The 26,042-nt window shown below is 37.1% G+C and carries 22 protein-coding genes and 1 tRNA gene; 10 read left to right on the top strand and 13 right to left on the bottom strand.

Going from position 1 to position 26,042, the window contains the following annotated elements:
* The first annotated feature begins 99 nt into the window (after nt 1-99).
* Together rpoN and Q0947_RS07810 are read left to right on the top strand one after the other, a co-directional pair.
* Nucleotides 100-1,560 carry an RNA polymerase factor sigma-54 gene (gene rpoN, locus Q0947_RS07815; RefSeq protein ID WP_299394919.1) on the top strand — a complete coding sequence of 487 codons (1,461 nt, stop codon included), beginning with the start codon at nt 100-102 and terminating at the stop codon, nt 1,558-1,560.
* Nucleotides 1,557-2,165, top strand: coding sequence for a hypothetical protein (locus Q0947_RS07810; protein WP_299394915.1), 609 nt, complete (start codon nt 1,557-1,559; stop codon nt 2,163-2,165). Before rpoN ends, Q0947_RS07810 begins: the two co-directional genes overlap by 4 nt.
* Before the next feature lie 55 nt (nt 2,166-2,220).
* On the opposite strand, the gene Q0947_RS07805 is transcribed toward Q0947_RS07810, so the two are convergent.
* The 8 genes from Q0947_RS07805 to Q0947_RS07770 form a co-directional block, all read right to left on the bottom strand.
* Nucleotides 2,221-2,919 carry a porin family protein gene (locus Q0947_RS07805; RefSeq protein WP_299394911.1) on the bottom strand — a complete coding sequence of 233 codons (699 nt, stop codon included), beginning with the start codon at nt 2,917-2,919 and terminating at the stop codon, nt 2,221-2,223.
* A gap of 171 nt (nt 2,920-3,090) precedes the next feature.
* On the bottom strand, nt 3,091-3,576 hold the full coding sequence (locus tag Q0947_RS07800) for a biopolymer transporter ExbD (protein WP_299394907.1): 486 nt from the start codon (nt 3,574-3,576) through the stop codon (nt 3,091-3,093).
* A 17-nt stretch (nt 3,577-3,593) separates the two neighbouring features.
* Nucleotides 3,594-4,196, bottom strand: a complete 603-nt coding sequence (locus tag Q0947_RS07795) for a biopolymer transporter ExbD (protein ID WP_299394904.1) — start codon at nt 4,194-4,196, stop codon at nt 3,594-3,596.
* A 2-nt stretch (nt 4,197-4,198) separates the two neighbouring features.
* Complete coding sequence (locus Q0947_RS07790) at nt 4,199-4,651, bottom strand: hypothetical protein (protein WP_299394901.1); 453 nt, start codon at nt 4,649-4,651, stop codon at nt 4,199-4,201.
* A 21-nt stretch (nt 4,652-4,672) separates the two neighbouring features.
* Nucleotides 4,673-5,449, bottom strand: a complete 777-nt coding sequence (locus Q0947_RS07785) for a MotA/TolQ/ExbB proton channel family protein (protein ID WP_299394897.1) — start codon at nt 5,447-5,449, stop codon at nt 4,673-4,675.
* Between the two features lie 194 nt (nt 5,450-5,643).
* Nucleotides 5,644-5,731, bottom strand: a tRNA-Ser gene (locus Q0947_RS07780).
* A 72-nt stretch (nt 5,732-5,803) separates the two neighbouring features.
* On the bottom strand, nt 5,804-6,835 hold the full coding sequence (locus tag Q0947_RS07775) for an asparaginase (protein ID WP_299394893.1): 1,032 nt from the start codon (nt 6,833-6,835) through the stop codon (nt 5,804-5,806).
* Nucleotides 6,836-6,838: 3 nt separating this feature from the next.
* On the bottom strand, nt 6,839-7,606 hold the full coding sequence (locus Q0947_RS07770; protein WP_299394890.1) for a TatD family hydrolase: 768 nt from the start codon (nt 7,604-7,606) through the stop codon (nt 6,839-6,841).
* A 244-nt stretch (nt 7,607-7,850) separates the two neighbouring features.
* Here Q0947_RS07770 and Q0947_RS07765 point away from each other — a divergent pair, with 244 nt between their 5' ends.
* Nucleotides 7,851-8,315, top strand: coding sequence for a retropepsin-like aspartic protease (locus tag Q0947_RS07765; RefSeq protein WP_299394885.1), 465 nt, complete (start codon nt 7,851-7,853; stop codon nt 8,313-8,315).
* A 63-nt stretch (nt 8,316-8,378) separates the two neighbouring features.
* Nucleotides 8,379-9,014: a response regulator transcription factor gene (locus Q0947_RS07760; protein WP_299394881.1), complete on the top strand. Its 636-nt coding sequence runs from the start codon at nt 8,379-8,381 to the stop codon at nt 9,012-9,014.
* 789 nt (nt 9,015-9,803) lie between these two features.
* On the opposite strand, the gene odhB is transcribed toward Q0947_RS07760, so the two are convergent.
* Together odhB and Q0947_RS07750 are read right to left on the bottom strand one after the other, a co-directional pair.
* Nucleotides 9,804-11,054 (bottom strand): 2-oxoglutarate dehydrogenase complex dihydrolipoyllysine-residue succinyltransferase, encoded by a 1,251-nt coding sequence (gene odhB, locus Q0947_RS07755; protein ID WP_299394878.1) that lies wholly within the window; start codon nt 11,052-11,054, stop codon nt 9,804-9,806.
* A 72-nt stretch (nt 11,055-11,126) separates the two neighbouring features.
* On the bottom strand, nt 11,127-13,886 hold the full coding sequence (locus Q0947_RS07750; protein ID WP_299395017.1) for a 2-oxoglutarate dehydrogenase E1 component: 2,760 nt from the start codon (nt 13,884-13,886) through the stop codon (nt 11,127-11,129).
* A gap of 169 nt (nt 13,887-14,055) precedes the next feature.
* On the opposite strand from Q0947_RS07750, the gene Q0947_RS07745 reads away from it, so the two are divergent.
* Complete coding sequence (locus tag Q0947_RS07745; protein ID WP_299394875.1) at nt 14,056-14,544, top strand: alpha-ketoglutarate decarboxylase; 489 nt, start codon at nt 14,056-14,058, stop codon at nt 14,542-14,544.
* 12 nt (nt 14,545-14,556) lie between these two features.
* Here Q0947_RS07745 and Q0947_RS07740 read toward each other — a convergent pair whose 3' ends face one another.
* Together Q0947_RS07740 and Q0947_RS07735 are read right to left on the bottom strand one after the other, a co-directional pair.
* A complete protein-coding gene (locus Q0947_RS07740) occupies nt 14,557-14,910 on the bottom strand; it encodes a hypothetical protein (RefSeq protein ID WP_299394872.1) in 354 nt (117 codons plus the stop codon).
* A gap of 6 nt (nt 14,911-14,916) precedes the next feature.
* On the bottom strand, nt 14,917-15,891 hold the full coding sequence (locus tag Q0947_RS07735) for a polyprenyl synthetase family protein (RefSeq protein WP_299394867.1): 975 nt from the start codon (nt 15,889-15,891) through the stop codon (nt 14,917-14,919).
* Nucleotides 15,892-16,012: 121 nt separating this feature from the next.
* Here Q0947_RS07735 and Q0947_RS07730 point away from each other — a divergent pair, with 121 nt between their 5' ends.
* From Q0947_RS07730 to Q0947_RS07710, 5 genes are all read left to right on the top strand, one after another.
* Nucleotides 16,013-16,630, top strand: coding sequence for a TetR/AcrR family transcriptional regulator (locus Q0947_RS07730; protein WP_299394863.1), 618 nt, complete (start codon nt 16,013-16,015; stop codon nt 16,628-16,630).
* Nucleotides 16,620-17,963: a TolC family protein gene (locus Q0947_RS07725; RefSeq protein ID WP_299394859.1), complete on the top strand. Its 1,344-nt coding sequence runs from the start codon at nt 16,620-16,622 to the stop codon at nt 17,961-17,963. Before Q0947_RS07730 ends, Q0947_RS07725 begins: the two co-directional genes overlap by 11 nt.
* Nucleotides 17,964-18,093: 130 nt before the next feature.
* Entirely contained in the window at nt 18,094-18,456 is a 363-nt protein-coding gene (locus tag Q0947_RS07720; protein WP_299394855.1) for a four helix bundle protein, read from the top strand.
* 167 nt (nt 18,457-18,623) lie between these two features.
* The gene (locus Q0947_RS07715) at nt 18,624-19,811 is read left to right on the top strand and encodes an efflux RND transporter periplasmic adaptor subunit (protein WP_299394852.1); all 1,188 of its coding nucleotides are present in this window, start codon (nt 18,624-18,626) and stop codon (nt 19,809-19,811) included.
* Nucleotides 19,804-23,304, top strand: a complete 3,501-nt coding sequence (locus Q0947_RS07710) for an efflux RND transporter permease subunit (RefSeq protein ID WP_299394849.1) — start codon at nt 19,804-19,806, stop codon at nt 23,302-23,304. The genes Q0947_RS07715 and Q0947_RS07710 overlap by 8 nt, the downstream gene beginning before the upstream one ends.
* A 360-nt stretch (nt 23,305-23,664) precedes the next feature.
* Here Q0947_RS07710 and Q0947_RS07705 read toward each other — a convergent pair whose 3' ends face one another.
* Nucleotides 23,665-25,983, bottom strand: a complete 2,319-nt coding sequence (locus Q0947_RS07705) for an inorganic phosphate transporter (RefSeq protein WP_299394844.1) — start codon at nt 25,981-25,983, stop codon at nt 23,665-23,667.
* Nucleotides 25,984-26,042: the final 59 nt, after the last annotated feature.

Raw genomic sequence — 26,042 nt, 5'->3', positions numbered from 1 at the left:
AGCGCGAGGTCTGAAAACGTAATTTTTTCACAAAACAATCTATATTTATTACATTTATAGATTGTTTTTTCTATTTTTAGATTAAATCCTTTTATACGTATGCTGAAGCAGTATTTACAGTTCAAATTATCCCAAAAGTTGTCGCCGCAACAAATTCAGTTGATGAAGCTGATCCAGTTGCCTACGCAAGCATTTGAGCAGCGCTTAAAGCAGGAAATGGAAGAAAATCCGGCCTTGGAATCTGGAAAGGAATCGGACGAACTTGACGATAATTTTGACGAGTTTGACAACACTCAGGACGAGTACGAAGACAATGAACAAATTGGTGAAGACATCAATGTTGATGAGTATTTAAGTGATGATGATATTCCTGATTATAGAACTCAGGCGAATAACTATAGTGCCGATGATGAGGATAAGGATATTCCTTTTGCGGCAGGCACTTCATTTACCCAATATTTAACCAATCAGCTCAACACATTTAGGTTGACTGATGATGAACGCGATATTGCTGAATTTTTAGTAGGCAGCGTTGATGAAAGTGGCTATATCAGACGCTCATTAGCGGATATAACTGATGATTTGGCTTTTACCCAGAATGTATTTACTGACGAAAAATCTATAGAAAAAGTGCTTCATGTGGTCCATCAATTGGATCCTGCAGGAGTTGGCGCGCGTAATCTTCAAGAATGTTTGAGTATTCAATTGCATCGTAAGGAGAAGAATCCGGATGTGGAATTAGCGATTGAGATTATTGATAACGCGTTTGATCAATTCACGAAGAAACACTACAAAAAACTGATTCAGAAGTTCGATATCACTGAAATGCAACTCAAAGATGCTATTGATGAAATTGAGCGCTTAAATCCTAAACCGGGCGGTTCCTATTCAGGGAACAACCGTATAGTAGAACATATTGTACCAGATTTTGCCATAAGAATTGTAGATGGCGAATTGGAGCTTACCTTAAACGGTAGAAATGCACCAGAACTGCATGTATCTCGAGAGTACAGCAACATGATGAAAGGCTATAAGGAGGCCAAAGACAAGTCGAAATCGCAAAAGGATGCGGTGATGTTCATCAAACAAAAGCTGGATGCCGCAAAATGGTTCATTGAAGCCATTAAACAGCGTCAGCAGACTTTATTTGTAACGATGAGCGCCATTATGCACTATCAGAAGGAATACTTCCTTACGGGCGATGAGCGCAAGCTAAAACCGATGATTTTAAAGGATATTGCTGACGAGATTGAAATGGATGTCTCAACAGTGTCTCGTGTTGCCAATAGCAAATATGTAGATACGCCTTATGGCACCAAATTGATTAAGGAGTTTTTCTCAGAATCAATGACCAACGATCAAGGGGAAGAAGTTTCTACACGAGAAATTAAGAAAATCCTCGAAACGGTTATTGAAGATGAAAATAAGCGTAAACCACTTACTGACGAGAAATTAGCCACTATTTTATTGGAAAAAGGATATCCTATTGCACGACGTACAGTTGCCAAATACAGAGAACAACTCGATATTCCTGTAGCGCGATTACGAAAAAAAATATGATACACTATCTTTTAAAGAGTATCTCTTATATCTTTCATCCATTGATCATGCCCTTACTTGGGGTGGTTTTCTATTTTTCAAAAACACCACGGTTTATTCCAGATCCTGTGATGAAGGCCAAGGTGTTTTCGGTGACTATTTTAACGCTGATTTTACCAATTCTCCTCTATTTCTTGCTAAAAACATTGAAAAGAGTAGAGTCCTTACATTTGGCAACTACCAGGGAACGCATTTTGCCCTTAATGCTGAATGGGATTATTATAGCTTTAATTCTTACTCGCGTTTTGCCTTATGAGGAAATTCCTGAGCTTTACTACTTCTTTTTAGGCATCCTCTTCTCTACTTTAGCCTGTTTGTTTTTGGCCATATTTAAAGTCAAAGCAAGCATCCATATGATTGGAAGTGTCGGGTTTTTTATGTTCGCAGTGGCTTTGAGTATTCATTTCAAAATCAACATCAACGGCTCTATTGCTTTAATGTGTATCATCATAGGCGCTATTGCAACTTCCAGATTACACCTAAAGGCACACACCCCTATTGAATTGATTATTGGCTTCTTTGTAGGATTGCTTCCGCAATTGATCTTATTGAATTATTGGTTGTAGAAAACCGATTGATCGTAATTAAGTAAGATTGAAAGATTATCGTTTAAACGGCGAATTAAAGCACGTAAAACATCAATCCTATTTTGATGCTATTCATATCCACAGACATTCCATCAAGCTGTGCAGTGTCCTTAAAAATGGAATTGAGGCCATAATAGACATGAAAATTCCAAGTGGAATACCCTGCGCTTAATGTTAGTCCGTATTGTAGTGGATTAATATCGCTGATATTGGTGAGTTTCACATCATCACCGCTCCCTATAAATTTTGAGGAATTATAAAACACATACCCAACCTTTACACCTGTATAAATCCGCCAGAACTTATATTCCTTTGCAGTAGAGGTACGCCAACGGTATTCTATAGGTACTTCTAAGGTATACGTGGTGAATTTGTTTCTTTTAAAAGTCACCTCACTCTCATCAATAATTTGGTAATCATAATTTCCATCCGCACCTTCAGAAATCAGAATATTCTGATTGTACGAATTAGCAGAAAGACCTAAACCAACACCAAAGGCTACATTCCGCCGCGTATTGATAGGCATATCTCTAATGACCCCAAAATGAATGCCACTTGAAAAACCACTTTGCTTAAGGTCATCAGGTACTTTACCCAGGAGGTTATAAGTTATAGAAAAATAAAACTGATCTTCCCTGTAGTTGTGATCAACAAAAGTAGAATCTGTAGGCTGTTGCGCCGACATAAGAGTCGAAAGGGAAGCGAATAGGATTAAAAAAACAGCGTTTTTCATATTACAAATATAATTTATAATCCTGATTAAATCCATCGCAAGAAAAAAAGGAATTCCTACTGAGAATAAAGTCAATGTCGTCGATAAATTCAGACGATCAACCAAACTTTATATAAATAAAAAAGCACCCTATTGGAATAGGGTGCTTTTTAGACTATTTAACTAATATTTTTAGTTCTTCTTATTTGCAAATACATCACCTTTTTTAGTGGTGTAATTGATTTTTAATGCATTCTCTTTTCTAAGTTCTTTCTTAACATCACCTACCAAGCCCATATTAGCATCTTGATCCACTTTAAGAGCAACTGTCAAAAATGGGACAAGTTCTTCTCTTTTAGAGGCTCTTTCAGAAGCAATAAATGCTTTAATTTCAGATAGATCAGCAAACTTATCATTAAGTTGAATACGAGATTCTTTTCCGTATTTACCTTGGAAAGCTTCTTGAGGTTTTCCAATATAAATATACATTACCAAATCTTTTTTATCAAGTTTCTCAATTTGATCTGCAAACGGTAATTTGTTCTCAATCTTCAACGTCGTATCACGCATTGTAGTTGCCACCATAAAAAAGAACAATAGCATAAATACAATGTCTGGTAAAGACGCTGTTGATATTGCTGGTAAATCGCCTGATTTCTTTTTATTAAATTTGGCCATATTGCTTTTTTTCTAAATTAATTTTGAACTTCTGATAGCTTTTGAGGATACTCAAGTTTAATCTTCTCGATTTTGTCTTTAAGCGTTTCCTTGTTCCCTATCCAGTTAACATCAGCATAATTAGCTTCCATTTCTTTCAAGGTCTTTCCATAAAGCTCCATAGCTCTTCTATCTCTTAACTGATTGTAGGCTGCTACCAACTCATTTTGAACAGAGATATAAACAGAATACTTTGTTTCTCTCTCGTTTTTCAATGAAATAATAGCCTTATCAGGGTTGTCAGATGATTTTGGATCTTTTTTACCTTTACAGTAAGTACATCCATCCTCTCCAACACCACCACCGTTGTCTAAAAATTCAACAGCAGCTTTTCTCAAATCTTTAAGCTCCATTAACTCATCCTCAACCATAAGTTGATTTTTTCCGTTAATTAAAACTGTAAAGATATTCTTCTGCTTAATGACCGGTGGTTCCACCTCTTGGTCATCAATCGGAGGTAATTTTCTGTTTAAACCTGTATCGGTCTCAATAGTCGTTGTGACCAAGAAAAAGATAAGAAGCAAAAATGCAATATCAGCCATGGATCCTGCATTAACTTCGGGTGCTGATCTTTTTGCCATAATTACTTAGTTATTTTTTTGATTCCTGATAATGCCATTGCAGCTGCAGCACCACATATAAGTATGTAAAATGCTATAAGGCCTGCACCTACCATATGTGACTCTCCTTCAGTTGCAGGAACGCCATTGTAAAAGTATTTACCAGCATCATCTCCACTAGAGAACATGTAAGCCACTATTAAGACTGCTGCAAAAGCTCCTACTCCTATTAACGTGCTTTTTAAAGAACTTGTATTTGTAAACAAGTTTTTCACCACAAAAAACAGAACGAAAGCTATAGTCAGTGCAAAAATAATGTAAGTTACAAAAGCCATTGGGTCTATGATCGCACTGTCGCCATCAAGAGCTGCAGCTTTGATCGCTTCGTCACCCTTTGAGATAATCATCACTAAAAAGATGATACCAGCAAGGCCCAGAAGCGCAGCTACTATTTTTAATATTTTGTGTAAATTCATAATTTTCTTTAATTGTGCGGTTTATTTTTTGTATCTCACGAGCATATCCATCAATGTGATAGATGCATCTTCCATGTCATTTACAATACTATCAATTTTAGCAATGATGTAGTTGTAAAACACTTGAAGAATAATAGCTACAATAAGACCAAATACCGTTGTTAAAAGTGCTACTTTAATACCACCCGCAACAAGAGAAGGTTGCATATCTCCAGCAGCTTCAATTTTATCGAAGGCTTGGATCATACCAATTACAGTACCCATGAACCCTAACATTGGAGCCAATGCGATAAATAATGAAATCCAAGATACGTTTTTCTCTAACTGACCCATTTGAACACCACCGTAAGCAACAACAGCTTTCTCAGCAGCATCTAAATCGCCGTCAGCTCTATCTAAACCTTGGTAGTAGATTGAAGCAACAGGACCTTTTGTATTTCTACAAACTTCTTTAGCAGCTTCGATTCCACCTGATTGTAAAGCATCTTCTACATTTTGAACTAATTTCTTAGTGTTTGTAGTAGATAAATTTAAAAAGATAATTCTTTCAATGGCAATTGCAAGTCCTAAAATTAAACAAAGCAATACAATACCCATAAAGCCTGGGCCACCTTCAATAAAACGTTTCTTTAATTCTTGATGAAACCCAAGTTCTTCAGCCTGAGCCGGAGTCTCGTCTTGAGTTACTGTTGCAACGGTTGTAGTCGCCATTGATGCTGCAGTTGCATAGTTATTTGCACTTACAGTTCCGAAAGCCATGATTCCTGCGATGGCTAGGATAGAAAATAGTCTTTTCATTGTTCTGATCTTAATTTTATTAGTTAAAGTGTTAAAGATATAAAAAAATTGCAATTAAAAAATAAAAATACGGGAGAGTCTAAGAGATTTACTGATATCTCAAATCTTTAAACCTACCGTGGCATCGCAATATAATTCCAATTCTAAAGGTTGCCTCTAATTATTAAATACAACCGCAAACTAAAAATTAATTGCAGAGAGGAAGGGATTCGAACCCTCGATACGCTTTTGACGTATACACGCTTTCCAGGCGTGCGCCTTCGACCGCTCGGCCACCTCTCTAAAATTTAGAACTTAATTGCTGTGCCAAATAACGAAAAAATCTTTAAGGTCAGAAAATTTTCAGCGTTAATTTTAAGACATTTCTCCTCGTAAAGACGTTTCAAATATGGTTTTGAACGTTTTAGCCGAAATTTTTTCTCCCAACAAGTACATTAATTTGGTCACTGCAGCCTCTGTAGTAATGTCTTTTCCTGAAATAACGCCCATTTTTTTCAATTGTGAGCTCGTTTCATACTGCCCCATATTCACACTTCCGCCGGAACATTGGGTTACATTTACCACGGGAATACCTTTTTTGATGGTGCTTTTTACAAGCTCTATAAACCAATCTTCCGTAGTTGTATTTCCTGCACCATAGGTTTCCAAAATAATACCTTTAATATAAGGAGAAGAAAACATGCACTCCAAAACCGGTTTTGAAATACCTGGAAACATTTTTATTAAGGCGATATGGTTCTCTAGATTTTTATGAACTTTAAATATTTTTCGCGTGTTGGGCTTAAAAAGATGCTCTTTAGACACCTTTAAATGCACTCCCGATTCAGCTAAATCAGGATAATTTAAAGATTCAAAAGCTTCAAAATGCTCCGCGTTGATTTTCGTGGTTCTATTGCCTCGGTATAGCTTGTATTCAAAATAAAGCCCAACCTCTTTGATAACGGGTTTGCCTTGGTATTGCAAAGACGCCATTTGGATGGACGTAATAAGGTTTTCTTTAGCATCGGTGCGCAAATCTCCAATTGGCAATTGAGATCCTGTTAAAATAACGGGTTTTGCCAGGTTTTCCAGCATAAAGCTTAACGCTGATGCGGTATAGCTCATGGTATCACTACCATGTAAGACCACAAATCCATCAAAAGCAGAGTAATTATTCTCGATAACTTCCGCAATCTGGATCCAATATTGTGGATTCATATTAGATGAATCTATAGGTTCTTCAAAAGAATAGGTTGTTATCTGACAATCCAACAGCTTCAGTTCCGGTATTTTTTTAATCAAATTACTAAAATCGAATGCTTTCAGTGCACCTGATTCGGCGTGTTTGATCATACCAATGGTACCACCTGTATATATTAATAAGATGTCGGGTTGCTTGTTGGACATAACTTAAATTTTAAAAATGGCTTTAGAATTTTCAGTGGTAATGTCGGCAATCTTTTCTTGCGATACATTATAGATGTCCGATAGTTTCTCTAACACCTTTATAATGTATGAACTTTCATTGCGTTTCCCTCTAAATGGTGTGGGCGCTAAATAAGGGGAATCGGTTTCAAGAACAATATGTTTGAGATCTATTTCACCCAAAAATTTATCAACCCCGCCATTCTTGAACGTTACGACACCGCCAATACCCAATTTCATATTATAAGAAATAGCTCGTTTTGCTTGTTCTAAATCGCCAGTAAAGCAATGGAAAATACCGAATAAATCATCAGATTTTTCCGATTCCAAAACGTCAAACACCTCATCAAAAGCATCGCGACAATGGATTACAATAGGTAATTGGTATTGTTTCGCTAATTTAATTTGATGCTTGAAGGCTTCTTGCTGAATCCCTAATGTCGATTTATCCCAATATAAATCGATACCAATTTCACCAATAGCGACGAATTTCCGCTTTGAAAGCAGTTCTTCAACATGGCTTAATTCCGCTTTATAAGTTTCCTTTACAGATGTAGGATGCAAACCTGTCATCAAATGCACATATTCAGGGAAATCAGCTTCCAATTGGAACATAGCTTCTGTATATGAAGAATCGATTGCAGGTATAAAAAAACGAGTGACATTGGCTTCAATGGCGCGTTCAATCATCGCTTTCCGATCGTCATTAAAAGCGTCACTATATAAATGGGTATGGGTATCTGTAATAATCATTTTGCAAAAGTATAGGTTCTTTTACAAATATTTGCATTTAATATAAGAGAGAGTTTTAAATTAGAGCCTGTATAATTCACCTGTTGTAAACCCCAATTCCTCATAACCTCCTTCGGAATTTCGACCTACTATTAGGCACCATTCTGATTTCTATTGAAAATCCCAAAACACCCTATTTATATTTTTATTGGGAAGTTGCACCCATAATTGTACTATTTTTAGGGTTATAAAACGAAATTGTACGATGATAGAAAAAATTGACCACAACCCCACCAACCTCAAAGACTTTCTTTTAGAAAAAGGGTATACAAAAATCAAACTGAAGCTCACCAAAACCAATCATTTTGAAATAAAAGCTACCATTAATGGTGTAAAGGGATTATTTATATTAGATACCGGCGCTTCCAACTCTTGCGTAGGATTTGAAGGGATTGAAACATTTAAATTAAAAGCCAAAGATTCTAATGTTAAAGCTGCTGGAGCTGGGGCCACAGACATGTTAACCCAACTATCCAAAAAAAATAAGCTCAAAATAGGCAAATGGAAAAAGGATAAGGTAGCGTTAGTCCTTTTCAACTTATCACACGTCAACACCGCCCTCATACATCATAATGCAAAACCTGTGGACGGTATTATTGGTGCCGACATATTGAAGAAGGCGAAAGCCGTTATAGATTATGACAAAAAATACGTTTATCTAAAATTGTAGTTTTATTCTTAATGTTTTGATAGAAAGTAGTACTTTCAAGTCCCTAACAGCATTAAATAGCACATGAAAGCCTCTATTATTATAGCAGATGATCATCCCCTTATTCTTAAAGGTCTCACCGATTATTTAACGGAAAAACAATACAATCTCACTGGTAGCGCTGCCGATGGCAGGGAAGCTTTTGAGATGATTCAGTTGCAACAACCGGATATCGCCATTTTAGACATCCAAATGCCTTTTATGACAGGGCTAGAAATTGCACAAAAATGCCAAGATTTAAAGTTACCTACCAAAATTGTACTGATAACTTTTGAGAAGGACGAAGCCATCTATAAACAAGCCAAAACCCTTGAAATCTATGGCTATGTCCTTAAAGAATTTGCCCTTGTAGAAATTGAAAACTGTATTGCTGCCGTTTTAAATGGGCAGTCTTACTTTAGCCCTGAACTTATCGAGTATCTCGAAATAAAAGAAGCGCCTAAAGAATTGGAAACCTTAACACCTATGGAAAAAGAAGTGTTAAGACTTATTGCTCAAAATAAAACGGCTAAAGAAATTGGTAACATCCTCTTCACCTCGAGTAGAACCGTCGAAAAACATAAAAGCCATATCATAAAAAAACTCGAATTAGAATCCAAACAGGGCAGTTTAGCCCTTTATGCTAAAGAAAACGAGGAGTTCCTTGAAAAAAATACGTAGTCTTACGTATTGTTTGATACTGTCTTAATAGCGACCTTTAACCTGCTATTAATCATTCTTGTATGGAGAAGTAAAGTTCTGGATTTCCCAATCGATTCGGAACTTTTTTTAATAAGACAATTATCATGAAATCAGATTCCCATTTTATCAATTCATTCTTTTACATTGGATTAATCATTAGTTCTATAATGGTTATTTCAATGAATATTCTAGTGGTCTTTTTTTAATTAGTTTATATAATTAACACGAAAAGTACATTCTGAGAGACAGAATGTGCTTTTTTTTTATCATTAAGGTCAAAAAATTACGAATTGAGTTAAAAAATACGTAGTTCTACGTATTGTATAGAAGGGAAAATATCACGACATTTACATTGCTATTAATTCTTAGGGGAATTATTTTATAGAGCTCTGGATTGTCATTGATTCAGGGCTTTATTATGTTAAGCACTTTCGAACTAAATATACGTAGCTCTACGTATTGTTTTGCATCATCTGAATGCTGAAATTTACATTTGAAAACCTGAGTCAGCAAAGGGGTTGCATCCAAGGTAATTGGTTACTTCGCAAAAATCGGACTTCAAAAAGCAAATCTTTACAATCGTTAATCATGAAAAACACCACAAAACCTATCAACAAGACCTTAATTGTAGCTCTGATAGTAAGTGCGATTTTGATTATAACAGCAAATATTATCGTCGCTTTCTTTTAGATTGATAAAACATGACCATATAAAAAGGGCCACTTCATACAAAGCGCCCCTTTTTTATATTAAATAAATTGGTGTGATCTATAACTCCAATGCTCTCTTAACATCATTATCCATTAACAACTCTGTCGGGTTCTCAAGCGCTTCTTTAATAGCGACTAAGAAACCTACACTTTCTTTACCATCAATAATTCTGTGGTCATAAGATACTGCTAAGTACATAATTGGTCTGATTTCCACATGACCATCTATAGCCACAGGACGCTCCACGATGTTGTGCATTCCTAAAATTGCACTTTGTGGAGGATTGATGATTGGGGTAGATAACATACTTCCAAAAACACCACCGTTAGAAATAGTAAATGTTCCGCCAGTCATTTCATCTACAGTAATCTGACCATCACGAGCTCTAATTGCCAAACGTTTTACTTCAGCTTCAACGCCTCTAAAAGTTAAGTTTTCAGCATTTCTAATCACCGGAACCATTAAACCTTTAGGTCCTGATACTGCAATACTGATATCGCAAAAATCAAAACTTAACATTTCCTGACCATCGATCATAGAGTTTACTGCAGGGTATAATTTTAATGCTCTAACCGCTGCCAATGTAAAGAAACTCATAAAGCCTAAACCAACACCATGTTTGCTTTTGAAGGTTTCTTTATATTCTTCACGTAATTTAAAGATTGCAGTCATATCCACTTCATTGAAAGTGGTCAACATCGCGGTTTCGTTTTTAGCCGACACCAAACGTTCTGCAACTTTACGACGCAACATAGATAATCTTGAACGTGATTCCCCACGGCTTCCACCTGAAGGCGTCCCCATTGACGGAACAGCTTTTACAGCATCATCTTTAGTGATACGGCCATCTTTGCCTGTACCGCTAACATCTGAAGCTGACATATTCTTTTCAGCTAATACTTTTTTAGCTGCAGGGCTAGCAACTCCTGTAGCATATGTTTTTGCTGCTGGCTTAGCTTCCTCCTTTGGAGTTTCTTTTTGCTCAGTAGCCAATTCTTTTTCAACATTTTTATCACCAGAACCTTCATCACCTGAAGGCGCTTTGTCATCTGATCCACCTCCTGGTTTTTCAGCAGACGTATCTATTAAACATACCACTTCACCAACGGCAACAGCATCACCTTCTTCTGCCTTTAATGTAATAATTCCGCTGGCCTCAGCTGGAAGCTCTAAAGTGGCCTTATCACTATCTACCTCAGCAATAGCCTGATCTTTTTCTACATAATCGCCATCTGCAACTAACCAAGTTGCAATTTCTACCTCTGTAATGGACTCTCCTGGTGAAGGAACTTTCATTTCTAAAATCATAGTTCTTATTGTTTTTTGTAACCTATTGGTTTGCGTTGTTGAATTCCCGCCAAAGCAGGAGTATTTTAATTTTTATCGTTGGTTATTTTTTGTTTTGTCAAAGACATAGTCAATCACTTCTTTATGACGACGTTTAGAACGTGTTGAACTTCCCGCTGCTGGCGCACCATAAGCACGTCTAGAAGCAATTCTAAATGATTTAGACTCTTCAAAATGCATCATCATAAAGCTGTAAGCCCCCATGTTACGTGGTTCCTCTTGTGCCCAAACAACATCATCAGCGTTTTTATATTTCTTTAAAATCTCACGCATCTGTTTTGCTGGTAATGGGAACAATTGCTCAATTCTTACCAAAGCAACATCATCTCTCTTCTGCTCTTCTTTGACCTCTAAAAGATCATAGTAGAATTTACCAGTAACAAAAACAAGTGTTTTTATCTTATCAACTTCTGCTTGTTTATCATCAATGACCATTTGGAAACTTCCGTTTGCAAATTCATCAACAGACGACACCACTAATGGATGACGCAATAAACTCTTAGGTGTGAAAATGATCAACGGTTTTCTAAAGTTAGCCTTTACCTGTCTTCTCAACAAATGGTACATGTTTGCAGGTGTTGTACAATCTGCAACATACATATTATCACTAGCACACAACTGTAAATAACGCTCCATACGGGCTGAAGAATGCTCTGCACCTTGACCTTCATAACCGTGTGGTAATAGCATTACCAATCCGTTTTGCAACTTCCATTTATCTTCTGCAGCAGAGATATATTGGTCTAACATAATTTGTGCACCATTACTGAAATCTCCAAACTGCGCTTCCCAAATAGTTAGTGTTTTCGGACTTGCCATAGCATAACCATAGTCAAAACCAACCACACCATACTCAGAAAGTAACGAGTTGTAAATATAGAATTTACCTTGTTTATCACTAATATGATTCAACAGTACGATCTCTTCTTCACTATCTTCAACCTTAACCACAGCGTGACGGTGAGAGAATGTACCACGCTCAACATCCTGTCCTGACATACGCACATCATGACCTTCTGCCAACAAAGTACCGTAAGCCAAATGCTCCGCCATTGCCCAATCCAATTTATTCTCATCGAACATTGTTTTACGAGACTTGACTAGACGTTCAATTTTACGGATGAATTTTTTATCTGATGGTAAAGTAGAAATTACATCAGCAATTTCTCCTAATTTCTCTTCAGAAAAAGTAGTATCCACATCTTCCATCATTCTATTCTCGTCAGCAGTTTCAAAACCTGTCCATTCATCTTGCATAAATGGGGTAATTACAGTTTTTTCCTGCTTGCGGGAATCTTCCAATTCTTCCTCTAAGCTCGCTTTGTAAGATTCTTCAATTTTTTGAACAAAATCCTTATCAACGATGCCATCTTTTATAAGTTTTGCTGCATAAATATCTCTCGGATTTTCATGCTTCGCAATCGCTTTATATAATTTAGGTTGTGTAAAACGAGGTTCATCACCTTCATTATGACCATATTTTCTATAGCCTAAAAGATCAATAAACACATCGCGTTTAAATGTCATTCTAAAATCTAAGGCGAACAACATGGCGTGTACTACAGCCTCAACGTCATCAGCATTAACATGTAATACTGGCGACAATGTCACTTTTGCAACATCAGTACAATAGGTACTAGAACGTGCATCTAAATAGTTTGTGGTAAACCCGATTTGATTATTCACCACAATATGTATAGTTCCACTGGTTTTGTAGCCATCCAAATTCACCATTTGAATTACTTCATACACCAACCCTTGACCTGCAATTGCAGCATCTCCATGCACAATAATTGGCAATACTTGAGATGGGTTATCACTATATTTATCGTCTTGTTTTGCTCTCGCGATTCCTTCAACTACGGCACCTACCGTTTCTAAATGCGAAGGGTTTGGAGCAATATTCAAGTTTATTTTCTTTCCTCCTTTTGATTCTCTATCGCTTGTCCAGCCTAAGTGATACTTAACATCACCATCAAAAATTTCCTGCTCATAATCTTTTCCATCAAACTCGCTAAAGATATCTTTTGCTGATTTTCCGAAAATATTGATCAATGTGCTCAAACGGCCACGATGCGCCATTCCCATAACAAATTCCTTAACACCAACTTCGGCAGCATTTTCAATAAGCGTGTCCAATGCAGGAATTAAAGACTCTCCTCCTTCCAATGAAAAACGTTTTTGCCCTACATATTTTGTATGCAAGAAGCTTTCAAAAGAAACGGCTTCGTTAAGTTTTGTAAGGATATGTTTTTTCTGATCTGTAGAAAATTTCGGCTGGTTATCGTTAACGTTCAGTTTTTTCTGAATCCATTCAATTTCTTTAGGATTGCGGATATACATATATTCCACACCTATAGAAGAACAATAAATCTTCTCAAGATGTTCAATAATGCTCTCTAACGTTAGAGGTCCAGTCCCGAGGATCTCTCCAGCAGAAAAAACCGTTTTAAGATCTTCCTTATGAAGACCGAAATTCTCAATTGCCAAAGTAGGCTCGTATTTACGGCGTTCTCTAACAGGGTTGGTTTTTGTAAATAAATGACCTCTATTTCTGTACCCATCAATTAAGCGTACCACATTGAATTCCTTTTGCATGTGCTCAGGAACTTCAGGAGAGATACAAGACTCGCCATCAACGTAAGTGGCGTCACTGTTTTCTGATCCAAAATCGAAACCTTGAAAGAAGGCTCTCCAGCTTGGTTCAACAGAATCCGGATATTGTAAATATTGATCGTATAATTCAGCGAAGTGTGCTGAGTGAGCGGCGTTTAAAAAGGAATATTTATCCATCATTTTTTGTAAAACGTTCAGATGTTTTCAAATTTTAGTCAAAAATACAACTTTTACTAAAATAAGAATTGCTTTTAGTATATTTATATGATATAAGTGTATCGATAAACATAATACAAAATTTATGAGATTTCCTTTGCATAAAAACCTATTTATTTGTCTTTTAATAATGTCATTTTCCTTTACTTCAGTGGCACAATTAAACACTACGCCTCCCAAATCTGATTTTTGGAGTCATGTCCGTTTTGGTGGTGGCATCGGTTTGAGTTTTGGTGATGGTTTTTTTAGTGGAACGCTAGCGCCGAGTGCTATTTATGAATTTAATGATCAAGTGGCTTTGGGCGTCGGACTTAACGGCACTTATAACAAAAAGAAAGACTTTTATAAATCGACTGTTTTTGGTGGAAGTCTTATTGGTTTGTACAATCCGATTCAAGCCATTCAACTATCTGCAGAATTTGAGGAATTGAATGTCAGCAGAAATTGGGATGATAGACTTGGGATTCCTAATGATAATTATTGGTATCCAGCACTTTTTCTTGGCGCGGGTTACCGGACTCGAAATGTTGCCGTAGGCATTAGATATGATGTGCTTTATGACAAGGACAAGAGTATTTATGCCGATCCTTGGGCGCCTTTTGTAAGGGTGTATTTTTAACTCTTAAAGCTTTTAGGAAGAATATTGGTTTTTATAATACACCTTTTGCCATTCCCTTTTTAGAATTAAAAACGTCACATTCTCTGACATTTGCAAAACATCATTGCCATCTAACGCTCTGATTTTATCTTCGGAAACATCAACAATATAGAGCAAATTCAAATACTCCATAAATTTATTCTGAATAAGGTCGTAAACCTTTTCATGGAGCATCAGTTTTAAGCTTGTAGGCAAAACATCGTCGTGAAACTCCAAATCGATGTTTGCCAGAGCCAAATCTTTATTGAGCTGCTCCACTAACTTGGCATACAGCTGAAGCTGATTTGCCTGTACCACCAAATCGTCAAACGTTTGTAAATCTTTCATGACTATTTAAACCCTCCTATTCATTAAATCATTTCCAAATTCCTTCAATAAATCCTTTTTATCTTCAGGAATTGAAAGTTCATCCAACACAGCAAAAGCCATATTTGTATAATTCTCAATTTCTTTTCGCGTCGCATCTGCAGAGCCGCTCGATTGAAAAATCTGTTTTGCAGTCTCTATCTTTTCCGTAGCATCAGTAGGCGTAATTCCGAATAAATGTTGCAATTGGAGCTGGTCTTCTTCAGTAGAAAACTCGAGTGCTTTCAAATATAAAAAAGTTTTCTTGTTTTCAATAATATCGCCACCTACTTGCTTTCCAAACGATTCTGGATCACCGAAAGCATCTAAATAATCATCTTGTAGCTGAAATGCCACGCCCAATAAGCGACCAAACTCATAAATATGGTCTTGATCTTCTTGTGATGCGCCAGCCACAATCGCTCCCATTTTCATGGCAGCACCAACCAACACGGCCGTTTTAAACTCGATCATTTTAAGATATTCTTCTACAGATACATCATCTCGAGTTTCAAAATCCATGTCATACTGTTGGCCTTCGCAAACCTCCAAAGCTGTCTTACTGAACAATTTTGCCAATTCCCGGAAAGTATGAGGATCATAAAACTCAAACAATTGATACGCCATAATTAGCATCGCATCGCCCGACAAAATAGCTGTATTGACATCCCATTTTTCATGCACCGTATGCTGTCCACGACGCAATGGCGCATCATCCATAATATCATCATGGATGAGTGAGAAATTATGGAAAATCTCAATGCTCAACGCAGCGTTTAGCGCATGTTTATAATCGCCATTAAAAGCATCAGCAGTCATTAAGGTCAATAGCGGACGTAAACGTTTGCCGCCCAAATCTAAAAAATAATGAATGGGATCATATAAAGTAGCAGGCTCCTTTACTTGAATTTTATCTTCTAAATATGCGACAAAGGCAGTGTGGTATGATGAAATGTTTTGCATAGGACAAAAATAAGGCAATTCTCCTTAGTAAAACAAGCCTATAATCTGATATTAAATATCTATTAAACTTTGGAAACTCTTTTTGTTTTTAAAGTTTCCTGCCGTACATTTGCAACCGATTATGAGAGAAAAGATTATAAATAGAGCAACAGAATTATTTTTGACACTGGGTTTCAAAAGTGTGACTATGGATGATATTGCCAATGAATTAGGCATTTCCAAAAAAACGATCTATGTCCATTTCGAAAATAAAACGAAACTTATTGAAGCTGCGACGTTTTCGGTTTTAGATACTGTTTTTAAGGGCATAGACCGCATTTCTGAGTCTTCAAACAATCCTATTGAGGAATTGTATGAGATTAAATTGTATGCCATGTCCTATTTAAAGAACGAAAAAACGTCGCCACAACGCCAATTAAAAAAATACTATCCTCAAATATTTCAACGCTTACAAGTGGAGCAATTCGAGAAAATGCAGACTTCAGTTCAAGAAAGCATCAAAAAAGGAGTTGAAACTGGGCTATTTAGAAGCAATATTAATGTCGATTTCATATCTCGCATGTATTTTAACGGCATGGCAGGCATCAGGGACGAACATATTTTTCCGCAAGAACAATTCTCCATCGAATATTTAATGGAAAGTTACTTGGAATATCACTTAAGGGCCATTTCAACCGAGGCTGGTTTATCGGTTTTAAAAAAATTCATCAACAATCAATTACAACCAAATGACAAATAAATTTTATTTCATTTTAATCCTTCTCCTTCCGTTTGCAGGATTTTCACAAGAAGCGCCCACAAGCTTCACCTTACAGGAAGCCATTGATTTTGCATTACAAAACAACCGGAACTCTGTCAACGCACAATGGGATGTTGAAGCAGCTAAAGCCCAAAAATGGGAAACCACAGCAACTGGTTTGCCTCAAATAAGCGCTGCTGTAGATTATCAAAATTTCTTAAAACAGCAGGTACAAGTAATTCCTGCCGAATTTTTTGGTGGTAATCCTGGAGAATTCGCTGAAGTGGTGTTTGGCACCAAGCAAAGTATGAATGCGACTGCAACGCTAACCCAAAAAATATTTGACGGATCTTATTTGGTTGGACTGCAATCTGCAAAAGTGTTTTTGGATATTTCAAAAAATGCCAAAACCAAAACAGATTTAGAAGTCAGAAAAGGGGTCATCAATGCGTATGGAAATGTGCTACTGGCTGAAGAAAGTGTTCAAATTCTACAACGCAACGTTGACATCCTTAAAAAGAACCTTGACGAAATCACTAAAATCTTCGAAAATGGTTTGGAAGAAGAAGAAAGTGTTGAGCAGTTACAAATTACGCTATCTGGTGTCGAAAGCAACTTGAAAAATGTGACCCGAATGAAAACTTTGGCGTATCAAATGCTGAACATGACACTTGGTTTGGAGATCCACCGTCCTACAGTGTTGACTGACAATTTGGAGCGCCTTACTCAAGAAAACATTTCTTTAGGATTGTTGGAAGCCGATACCAATGTTGAAAACACCATCGATTACCTCATTGCAGAAAACGATAAAGTTTCAAAAGAATTAATGCTGAAATTAGAAAAAAGCAAGGCCTTACCAACGCTAAATGCATTTATAAATGGAGGTTATTCTGCTTTTAGTGATGATTTCACGTTTACCAATAAAGATCAAACTTGGTTTGGATCGTCTTTGTTTGGCGTCAGTCTTAATATCCCGATATTTAGTTCCGGAATGCGAAGTGCTGCAACCCAACGCGCTAAAATAAATCTAGAAAAAGCCGAGAATGATTTGATTGATAAAGAACAAACGATACAATTTGAAATTGCATCTGCTAAAAGTGATTATCAATTCGCCATTGAAGATTATGAGAACAAAAAGCAGAATTTAAAACTTGCGGAGCGTATTGAAGCAAAAAACCAAACTAAGTTTTTTGAAGGTATTGCTTCAAGTTTTGACATGCGCCAGGCACAAACGCAATTATATGCTGCGCAACAGGAATTCTTACAAGCAATGTTAGATGTTATCAATGCGAAAGCGGAGCTGGAAACGGCTTTGAATGTGGTGATGGAGTAAATGTCTTTATAAGTTGAGGGGTTTAAAAGTTGAGGAGTGTATTAGTTTAGGAGTTGAGGGGTTTAAAAAGTTTAGGGGTTTAGTTGAGCTTTAGGACTTAAGGATAAGTAACATTCAAAATAATTGAAATATGAGAGTTTTTTCTTTTGAGAAGTTAATAGTTTGGCAAAAATCACGGGAACTATCCAAGTTGGTTTATAACACCACCAACCAATTTCCAAAAGATGAACGTTTTGGATTAATTAGTCAAATGCGAAGATGTTCAATCTCAATTTCATCAAACATAGCGGAAGGAGCAGGAAGACATACTAATAAGGACAAAGCACGATTTACCGAAATTGCATATGGTTCAGCTCTCGAATTATTAAATCAAGCCATTTTATCAAACGACTTAAAATTTCTGTCAGATGAAAACCATAATCAAATAAGAACGAACATTTCCGAGATCACAGCAATGCTAGATTCGCTATACAAATCACAACTAAAAGCTTAAAATCATCGAAACAATTAAACCTAAACAACTCATAAACCTAATAAACTTATAAACTCATAAACCCTTTTCATAAACTAATAAACTTTTAAACTTATAAACCCATAAACCCTTTTCATCAAACCCATAACCCAACCATAACACACACAACATCCCATAAACCAAAACAAATGAAAAACATAATCACTCTTTTAACATTAACCCTTCTCCTAACCTCCTGTGGCGAGGACAAGAAAAACACGGTTGAAAAAGCCTTAGAAAGCAATAATCTTGAAATTATCAGAAAAAAGCGCGCTGAATTGGTTGACGAGCAGCAAGTGCTTCACGATAAAATTAAGATGCTTGATGAGAAAATTTCAGTATTGGATACCACTAAAAACGTACCGCTGATCACTACTTTTAAAGCTAAACCGGAAGAATTCAACCACGTGTTGGAACTCCAAGGAAACGTCACCACCAAAAACTTAATGGTTCTTAAACCAGAATACAATGGCATTCTTACCAATGTCTATGTGAAGGAAGGACAACGCGTCAGCAAAGGACAAACATTGGCTAAAATTGATGATGGCGGCTTAAGCCAACAATTGGCACAACAACAAATTCAGACTGATTTGGCTAAAACTACTTTTGAGCGCCAAAAACGTTTATGGGACCAAAAAATTGGTAGTGAAATTCAGTTTCTTCAAGCAAAATCTAATTATGAAGGCCAAGCAGAAGCGGTGAATCAAATCAGACAGCAAATTGCTAAAACAGTGGTTAAAGCCCCTTTTTCAGGTACTATTGATAATATCATTACAGAACAAGGAAGTGTAGTTGCAGCAGGACAAACGCAATTGATGCAGATTGTTAATTTGGACGATATGTATATTGAGACTGAAGTTCCTGAACGCTATGTCAATGCGATCACCAAAGGAAAGGACGTTGAAGTGAATTTCCCTGTACTAGGTAAAACGCTTACTGCTAAAGTCCGTCAGACTAGCGATGTCATCAATCCTGCCAACAGAACATTTAAAGCAGAAGTCGCTATCCCAAATAAAGACAAATCAATTAAACCAAATCTTACAGCACGTTTAAAAATCAATGATTACACCAATGAAAATGCGTTATTAATTCCACAAAGTATTATTTCTGAAAATGCTGAAGGCGAACAATATGTCTATGTTGTTAAAGATAAAAACGATAAGAATCAAGGTACCGCAATGCGTGTTGTGATTAAAACAGGAAGAACACAAGGCGATCAAATTGAAGTTTTAGAAGGTATTGAAAACAATGCTGAACTCATTCAAGAAGGCGCGAGAAGCGTGAAAGACGGACAAACTGTAGAGGTATTAACTATTGATGACAAACAGAATGGCTAAGAAGAAAAAACAAGAAGAAAAGAAATTTGGCTTGTCTTCATGGGCCATCAACAATAAGACCACGATGTATGTGCTTATTGCTGTGATTTTTTACCTCGGTATTGCTGCGTTTTTTAGCATGCCAAGGGAAAGTTTTCCAGAGGTCAATGAAACGAAAATCTATATCAGTTCGGTTTTTCCCGGAAATACAGCGGAAGACATTGAAAAGCTGATTACGGATCCGCTAGAGGACAAATTAAAAACGGTCAGTAATGTGGTGGACATCACCTCAACATCCCAGGAAGATTTTTCTATGGTGGTGGTTGAATTTGATGAAAACATCACAGTCGAACAGGCCAAGCAAAAGGTAAAGGACGAAATAGAAAGTGAAACTTCAAGTGAAGATTGGCCAACATTTAACGACGCCAAAGTAGAGCCTGATGTTTTTGAATTGAGCCTTTCTGAAGAAATGCCGATTCTTAACATTAATATTTCTGGAGATTACACGGTTGAAAAGCTTAAAGAGTTTGCGGAATATCTTCAAGATGAAATTGAGGACATCCAGGAAATCAAAAAGGCGGATATCCGTGGAGCCCAGGAAAAAGAAGTAGAAGTAGCGGTAGATATTTATAAAATGATGGCTTCAGAAGTTACTTTTAATGACATCATTGGCGCCATCAAAAACGGTAACGTTACAATGTCTGCCGGCAACTTAATTGCCAGCGGACAACGTCGAACTATCCGAATTTTAGGTGAAATCAATTCGCCAAAAGAATTGGAAAACTTTGTGGTAAAAGCTGAAGACGGAAACGCCATTTATCTTAAGGATGTTGCAACGGTTACTTTTCATGAAGAAGACAAGACTACATTTGCGCGCGAGTTTGGTGAGCCTGTGGTGATGCTGGACGTTAAGAAACGTGCCGGTAAAAACATGGTGGCGGCAGTAGAACAAATTAAAGCTGTTGTTGAAAAAGCCAAGGCTGACGTTTTTCCTCCAAACCTTAAAGTAACCATTACCAATGACCAATCTTCCGTAACTATTGGTCAGGTGGACGATTTGGTGAATAACATCATTTTTGGGGTGATTTTGGTGGTGACCGTATTGATGTTCTTCCTAGGGTTTAAAAACGCCATTTTTGTCGGATTTGCCATCCCTATGTCCATGTTTATGTCTTTAATGATTTTGAGCATGTTGGGCCAAAGTTTAAATACGATGGTACTTTTCGGACTTATTATGGGTCTGGGAATGTTGGTGGATAATGGTATTGTGGTAGTGGAAAACGTCTATCGTCTGATGGACGAAGAAGGCATGAGTCGTATTGAAGCTGCTAAAGAAGGGATTGGTGAAATTGCATTTCCAATCATCATCTCTACAGCTACAACAGTTGCCGCTTTTATTCCGCTGGGATTATGGCCAGGAATTATGGGCGAATTCATGATGATTTTACCAATCACCTTATCCGTGGTTTTAGGGTCTTCATTATTTGTAGCGATATTCTTCAACTCCGTTTTGGTATCTCAATTCATGAGTATTGAAGATAAAAACATGCCTCTAAAACGCATCATCATTACTACAAGCGTCATGGCTGTTATCGGGTTGATTGTATTTTTTACGGCGGGCGATTTTCGAGCACTCGGAACGATCATGATTTTCACAGCCATTATGCTATGGGTTTATCGTTTTTTCTTAAGAAAATGGGCCAACAACTTTCAAAATAACACCCTTGTTACATTAGAAAATTGGTATGAACGTCAATTACGCCGTGCACTTTCTGGTAAAATGCCGTATATATTAAGCATTGGAACCTTCGCGTTGTTGATTTTGGCATTTGTGGCGTTTGGCGCGTCATTGGATTCAAAACGTACTAAAGTGGAGTTTTTCCCAGACAATAAGCCGAATCAGATTATTGTTTATATCGAATACCCACAAGGGACAGCAATTGAAAAAACCAATGCGATTACCCGTCAGATAGAAAAGCGTGTGTATGACGTATTGAACGACAAGCAATATCAAGACGGCGATTATAACTTTATGGTGGAAAGTGCCGTATCACAAGTTGGTGAAGGTGCTGGAAATCCACAAACGGATATGGGATCTGCCGCTGAAATGCCACATAAAGCTAAGATTACAGCGTCTATGCGGGAATACAAATTCAGACAAGGTGGCGATAGTGAATTATTGCGTCAAAAAGTACAGGAAGCCTTGGTGGGTATTTATCCGGGAGTGTTAATCTCAGTTGAAAAAGACGCCAACGGTCCGCCAGCAGGATCACCTATCAATATTGAAATTGAAGGCGATGATTATAATGAGCTTATTGCGACTGCCGAAAAAATGCGTGAATTTATTAACACCAAAAATGTGGCTGGTATTGACGAGCTTAAAATTGATGTCAATAAGGATAAGCCAACCATGCGCGTTACTGTAGATCGCGAAAAAGCTGGAGAACTTGGCGTAAGCGCTTCTCAAGTGGGTCAGCAGTTGCGTAACTCGATATTTGGCGCCAAAGCAGGTATTTATAAAGAAAGTGGCGATGATTTTGATATCAACGTCCGTTTTAATGAAGAAAATCGCTACAATACCAGCGCTTTGTTCAATCAAAATATCACGTTTAGGGATAACAAAGGGCAGATAAAGAACATTCCATTATCGACCCTTATTAAATATGAAAACAATTCAGGATTTAGCGCCATCAAACACAAAGGCACGAAACGCGTGGTGACGGTTTATTCTGCACTTTCTCCTGGATATACGGATGCAGGTGCGATTGTGGCTCAGATTCAAAATGAGATGAAGAGCTTTGAAGGCTTGCCTGAAAACATTAAAATTGATTACACCGGACAGATTGAAGAACAAAACAAACAAATGAAATTCTTGATGGGCGCCTTTTTTACAGGCCTCGGATTGATTTTCTTTATCTTGATTTTCCAATTCAACTCCATTTCAAAACCAGCGATTATCATGTTGGCTATCTTTTTGAGTCTTATTGGTGTGTTTGGAGGTATTGTGATTACCGGAAGTTCGTTTGTCATTATGATGACCATGGTTGGAATCATCTCCTTGGCAGGAATCGTGGTGAATAACGGCGTGGTGCTATTGGATTATGCCGAATTACTAATCACACGGAAGAAAAATGAACTCAATCTTGAAGCAACAGATTACTTAGAAACTGAAGTTCTTTTTGAAACTATTGTGAAAGCAGGGAAAGCACGTTTACGTCCAGTTCTATTGACAGCGATTACAACCATTTTAGGATTGATTCCTTTAGCGATAGGTTTAAACATCAACTTCTTTACCTTATTCAAAGAATTTGATGCCAATATTTATATGGGTGGAGATAACGTGGTTTTCTGGGGTCCATTAGCTTGGACGGTAATCTACGGATTATTGATTGCAACATTCCTGACATTAATCGTAGTACCGATTTTATTCTTTTTAGTAACCAAATTCAAAATGTGGTTGCGTTCAAAAATGAAATCTGTTAACGAAGAAATGGACAAAGAACTCGTAAATTAACATCCATTAAACCCATACTTTTAAAAGGCTAAATGACAGTGTTCATTTAGCCTTTTTTATTACTATCCATCCAATAAGCAACACCTACTAAAATCGGTTATTAAAGCGATGTCAAACACTTCAAAAGCCAACCACAACTCCTCACGCAAATTAATTGGATAGTTTAAAGCGTATCTGTTCATTAAATTGAAATGTAACCTACAGATAAGTATCACCCTTAAAGAAAACAGTTCTAAGCCAGCCAAAACAACCTTAAACAGTAAATGAATGCTAAAAACTGAACTATGCCTAACAAAAAACACCCTAAACACATATAAAATCTGTTTAGGGTGTTTACTTTAAAGGACTATTGTCGCTCTCCTATTTCTTGTTTCTATCAGGAAAAGGAATTGGTTTTACAGAACTATCGTGGGCCAAATGATACTCTTCTAAAAGATTCATAGTAGCGACTAACAAATCTTTAGTTTCCAACAAAATACTAAAGTATAAGGTTGTGTTTTTCGGACTTGATTCTTCTGTACGTGTACGTTCTACTTGTTTTTGGATCTTATCGGTAACAAGAGTGATAATCTCTTTCTTTCTACCTAAGATAATTCCAATTTCCTCAAAAGAATGCGATTCAAAAGCATTTCTACTGTTGTTGAACAAGCGCTCAAATCGTTCATCCACTTCCTTAAGCTCTTTAATCTGACTGAATTTTAGCTTCTTGTGGTTATTGTGAATGTGCTTGTGACTTACTTTAGATATGTATTCTAAAGACTGCGTCATATCCTGCAAGTATCCTAAAATATTGATGTAAAAATTACTTGCGCCAACACTTGAATCATCTAAATTCTTGATGAAATAGAAAATATGATCACGCAGCTCCTCAACCTCTTCAGCCAATTTTCGAACTTGCTTTTTGTTTTTCTTCAACAGTGATAAATCCTGTAATGCGAGTCCGTTAATAGCATTGGTATAGATTTTATTTCCACGCTTAATAACATTTGCGATGTTATTCGCACTCTCATGGATGACACCTTGTACAGAGCTACTTTCAGTTTTATTCAAACGGTCTTCAGCTTTTGTTTCCTTTAATTTCTTGCTATGTGCAATGGAACTCTTAATAAGCAATCCGAAGGCAACCAACAATAAAATTGGGAACATGACCTTAACGTTCAAGTTCAATAAATAAGCAACTAAGGCCGCCGCAAAAAAGGCACTGATGGCCGTAAAGAACCAACCACCAATCACATTAATAACACCAGCTACTCTATATACGGCACTTTCTGCACCCCAAGCTCTATCTGCAAGTGAAGAACCCATGGCAACCATAAACGTTACGTAGGTTGTAGATAAGGGCAGTTTGTAAGACGTCGCAATGGCAATCAATACCGCAGCAACCATTAAGTTAACGGCAGCTCTTACCAAGTCAAAGGAAGGCAATTCATGCACTTTATCTTTAGCCAGTTTGATAACTGGCGCTTGAAATTGTTTGTCTATTTTCTCTTCCCAAGATTTTGGCAATACGTATGATGTTACATAGGATATTCCCATGGCCATTCTTACAAATCCTCTTGACAAAAAGTTAGGTTGGAAACGTTCTTTAGTTTCACCTTGACTTGACAAATCTATTGAGGTCTTAACCACATTTTTGGCTTTAGAAGAAAACCAAAGTGTCAATACCATAATCAATCCTGCACCTAGTAATAGGAAGGTAGGTGTTGAAGCTTTTTCTCCCAAACTCGCCATTGGAAATTCAGAAGCCGAAAGTCCAAGCGTGTTAACGGCTGGATTGGTGAAATCAGAATACGCTTGGAATGCCCCCATTGAAGGTCCGATAAAGTTTACTAAATCGTTCCCTGCAAAAGCTAACGCCAAGGCAAAAGTACCAACCAAAATGATCAACTTATAAATATTGGTCTTCAGGAAGGCAATAACAGCATAGGATAAGGCAGTCCACAATAAGAAACTTAGCGATACAATATAAAAAGCTTGATGTTCTAAGAATTCCTTGATGGTTTCTCCACCGGTAAAATCATAACTTTGTTTAGCCAAGTTAGTACCACCAATACCTTTAAGAAAAATAAAGTAAGTGATTGATGTTAATGCAATCCCACCAAACAAAGCGCCTACCCAATTCGCTTTTCTCTCAAAGTCATAGGAAAGCAACAATCGTGCAAACCACTGTACAATGGCACCAACTGAAAACGCAATAACAACGGAGAGCAGGATCCCGAAAATAATTTCTGAAACCTTGGCCGTGTTGATATAGTCAATCACGTCCGCATAATTCCCACTTTCATGACTGATTTTTATCAGTGTCATTGCTACAGAAGCTCCAAGTAATTCAAATACGATGGACACCGTAGTAGACGTCGGCAATCCCATGGAATTAAAGAAATCTAGAAGCAAGATATCGGTAATCATTACCGCCATGAAAATAATCATGATCTCACTAAACATAAATTGCTCCGGATTGAAGATCCCTTTCCTTGCAATTTCCATCATCCCACTAGAAAATATGGCACCAATGGCAATACCTAAACTCGCAACTATCATGAGCGTTCTAAAAGAAACCGCTTTAGAACCAATTGCTGAGTTTAAAAAGTTAACCGCGTCATTACTAACTCCGACCACCAAATCAGCAACCGCTAAAATGGCCAAAGCAATGATCATGTACAAATAAATATTCTCCATAATTTAATTTAAAATAGTTTGCAAATATCCTTAGTGTTTTTAAAGGTAGTGTTACGTAA

It is taken from the genome of uncultured Gelidibacter sp. (assembly GCF_947500795.1).
Taxonomy (GTDB): Bacteria; Bacteroidota; Bacteroidia; order Flavobacteriales; family Flavobacteriaceae; genus Gelidibacter.
This window is presented reverse-complemented; position numbering and strand designations above follow the sequence as displayed.

Excerpts from the sequence above, each read along its gene's own strand:
- rpoN (WP_299394919.1), top strand. The coding sequence starts at position 100 with ATGCTGAAGCAGTATTTACAGTTCAAATTATCCCAAAAGTTGTCGCCG.
- Q0947_RS07810 (WP_299394915.1), top strand. The coding sequence starts at position 1,557 with ATGATACACTATCTTTTAAAGAGTATCTCTTATATCTTTCATCCATTG.
- Q0947_RS07805 (WP_299394911.1), bottom strand. The coding sequence starts at position 2,919 with ATGAAAAACGCTGTTTTTTTAATCCTATTCGCTTCCCTTTCGACTCTT.
- Q0947_RS07800 (WP_299394907.1), bottom strand. The coding sequence starts at position 3,576 with ATGGCCAAATTTAATAAAAAGAAATCAGGCGATTTACCAGCAATATCA.
- Q0947_RS07795 (WP_299394904.1), bottom strand. The coding sequence starts at position 4,196 with ATGGCAAAAAGATCAGCACCCGAAGTTAATGCAGGATCCATGGCTGAT.
- Q0947_RS07790 (WP_299394901.1), bottom strand. The coding sequence starts at position 4,651 with ATGAATTTACACAAAATATTAAAAATAGTAGCTGCGCTTCTGGGCCTT.
- Q0947_RS07785 (WP_299394897.1), bottom strand. The coding sequence starts at position 5,449 with ATGAAAAGACTATTTTCTATCCTAGCCATCGCAGGAATCATGGCTTTC.
- Q0947_RS07775 (WP_299394893.1), bottom strand. The coding sequence starts at position 6,835 with ATGTCCAACAAGCAACCCGACATCTTATTAATATATACAGGTGGTACC.
- Q0947_RS07770 (WP_299394890.1), bottom strand. The coding sequence starts at position 7,606 with ATGATTATTACAGATACCCATACCCATTTATATAGTGACGCTTTTAAT.
- Q0947_RS07765 (WP_299394885.1), top strand. The coding sequence starts at position 7,851 with ATGATAGAAAAAATTGACCACAACCCCACCAACCTCAAAGACTTTCTT.
- Q0947_RS07760 (WP_299394881.1), top strand. The coding sequence starts at position 8,379 with ATGAAAGCCTCTATTATTATAGCAGATGATCATCCCCTTATTCTTAAA.
- odhB (WP_299394878.1), bottom strand. The coding sequence starts at position 11,054 with ATGATTTTAGAAATGAAAGTTCCTTCACCAGGAGAGTCCATTACAGAG.
- Q0947_RS07750 (WP_299395017.1), bottom strand. The coding sequence starts at position 13,886 with ATGGATAAATATTCCTTTTTAAACGCCGCTCACTCAGCACACTTCGCT.
- Q0947_RS07745 (WP_299394875.1), top strand. The coding sequence starts at position 14,056 with ATGTCATTTTCCTTTACTTCAGTGGCACAATTAAACACTACGCCTCCC.
- Q0947_RS07740 (WP_299394872.1), bottom strand. The coding sequence starts at position 14,910 with ATGAAAGATTTACAAACGTTTGACGATTTGGTGGTACAGGCAAATCAG.
- Q0947_RS07735 (WP_299394867.1), bottom strand. The coding sequence starts at position 15,891 with ATGCAAAACATTTCATCATACCACACTGCCTTTGTCGCATATTTAGAA.
- Q0947_RS07730 (WP_299394863.1), top strand. The coding sequence starts at position 16,013 with ATGAGAGAAAAGATTATAAATAGAGCAACAGAATTATTTTTGACACTG.
- Q0947_RS07725 (WP_299394859.1), top strand. The coding sequence starts at position 16,620 with ATGACAAATAAATTTTATTTCATTTTAATCCTTCTCCTTCCGTTTGCA.
- Q0947_RS07720 (WP_299394855.1), top strand. The coding sequence starts at position 18,094 with ATGAGAGTTTTTTCTTTTGAGAAGTTAATAGTTTGGCAAAAATCACGG.
- Q0947_RS07715 (WP_299394852.1), top strand. The coding sequence starts at position 18,624 with ATGAAAAACATAATCACTCTTTTAACATTAACCCTTCTCCTAACCTCC.
- Q0947_RS07710 (WP_299394849.1), top strand. The coding sequence starts at position 19,804 with ATGGCTAAGAAGAAAAAACAAGAAGAAAAGAAATTTGGCTTGTCTTCA.
- Q0947_RS07705 (WP_299394844.1), bottom strand. The coding sequence starts at position 25,983 with ATGGAGAATATTTATTTGTACATGATCATTGCTTTGGCCATTTTAGCG.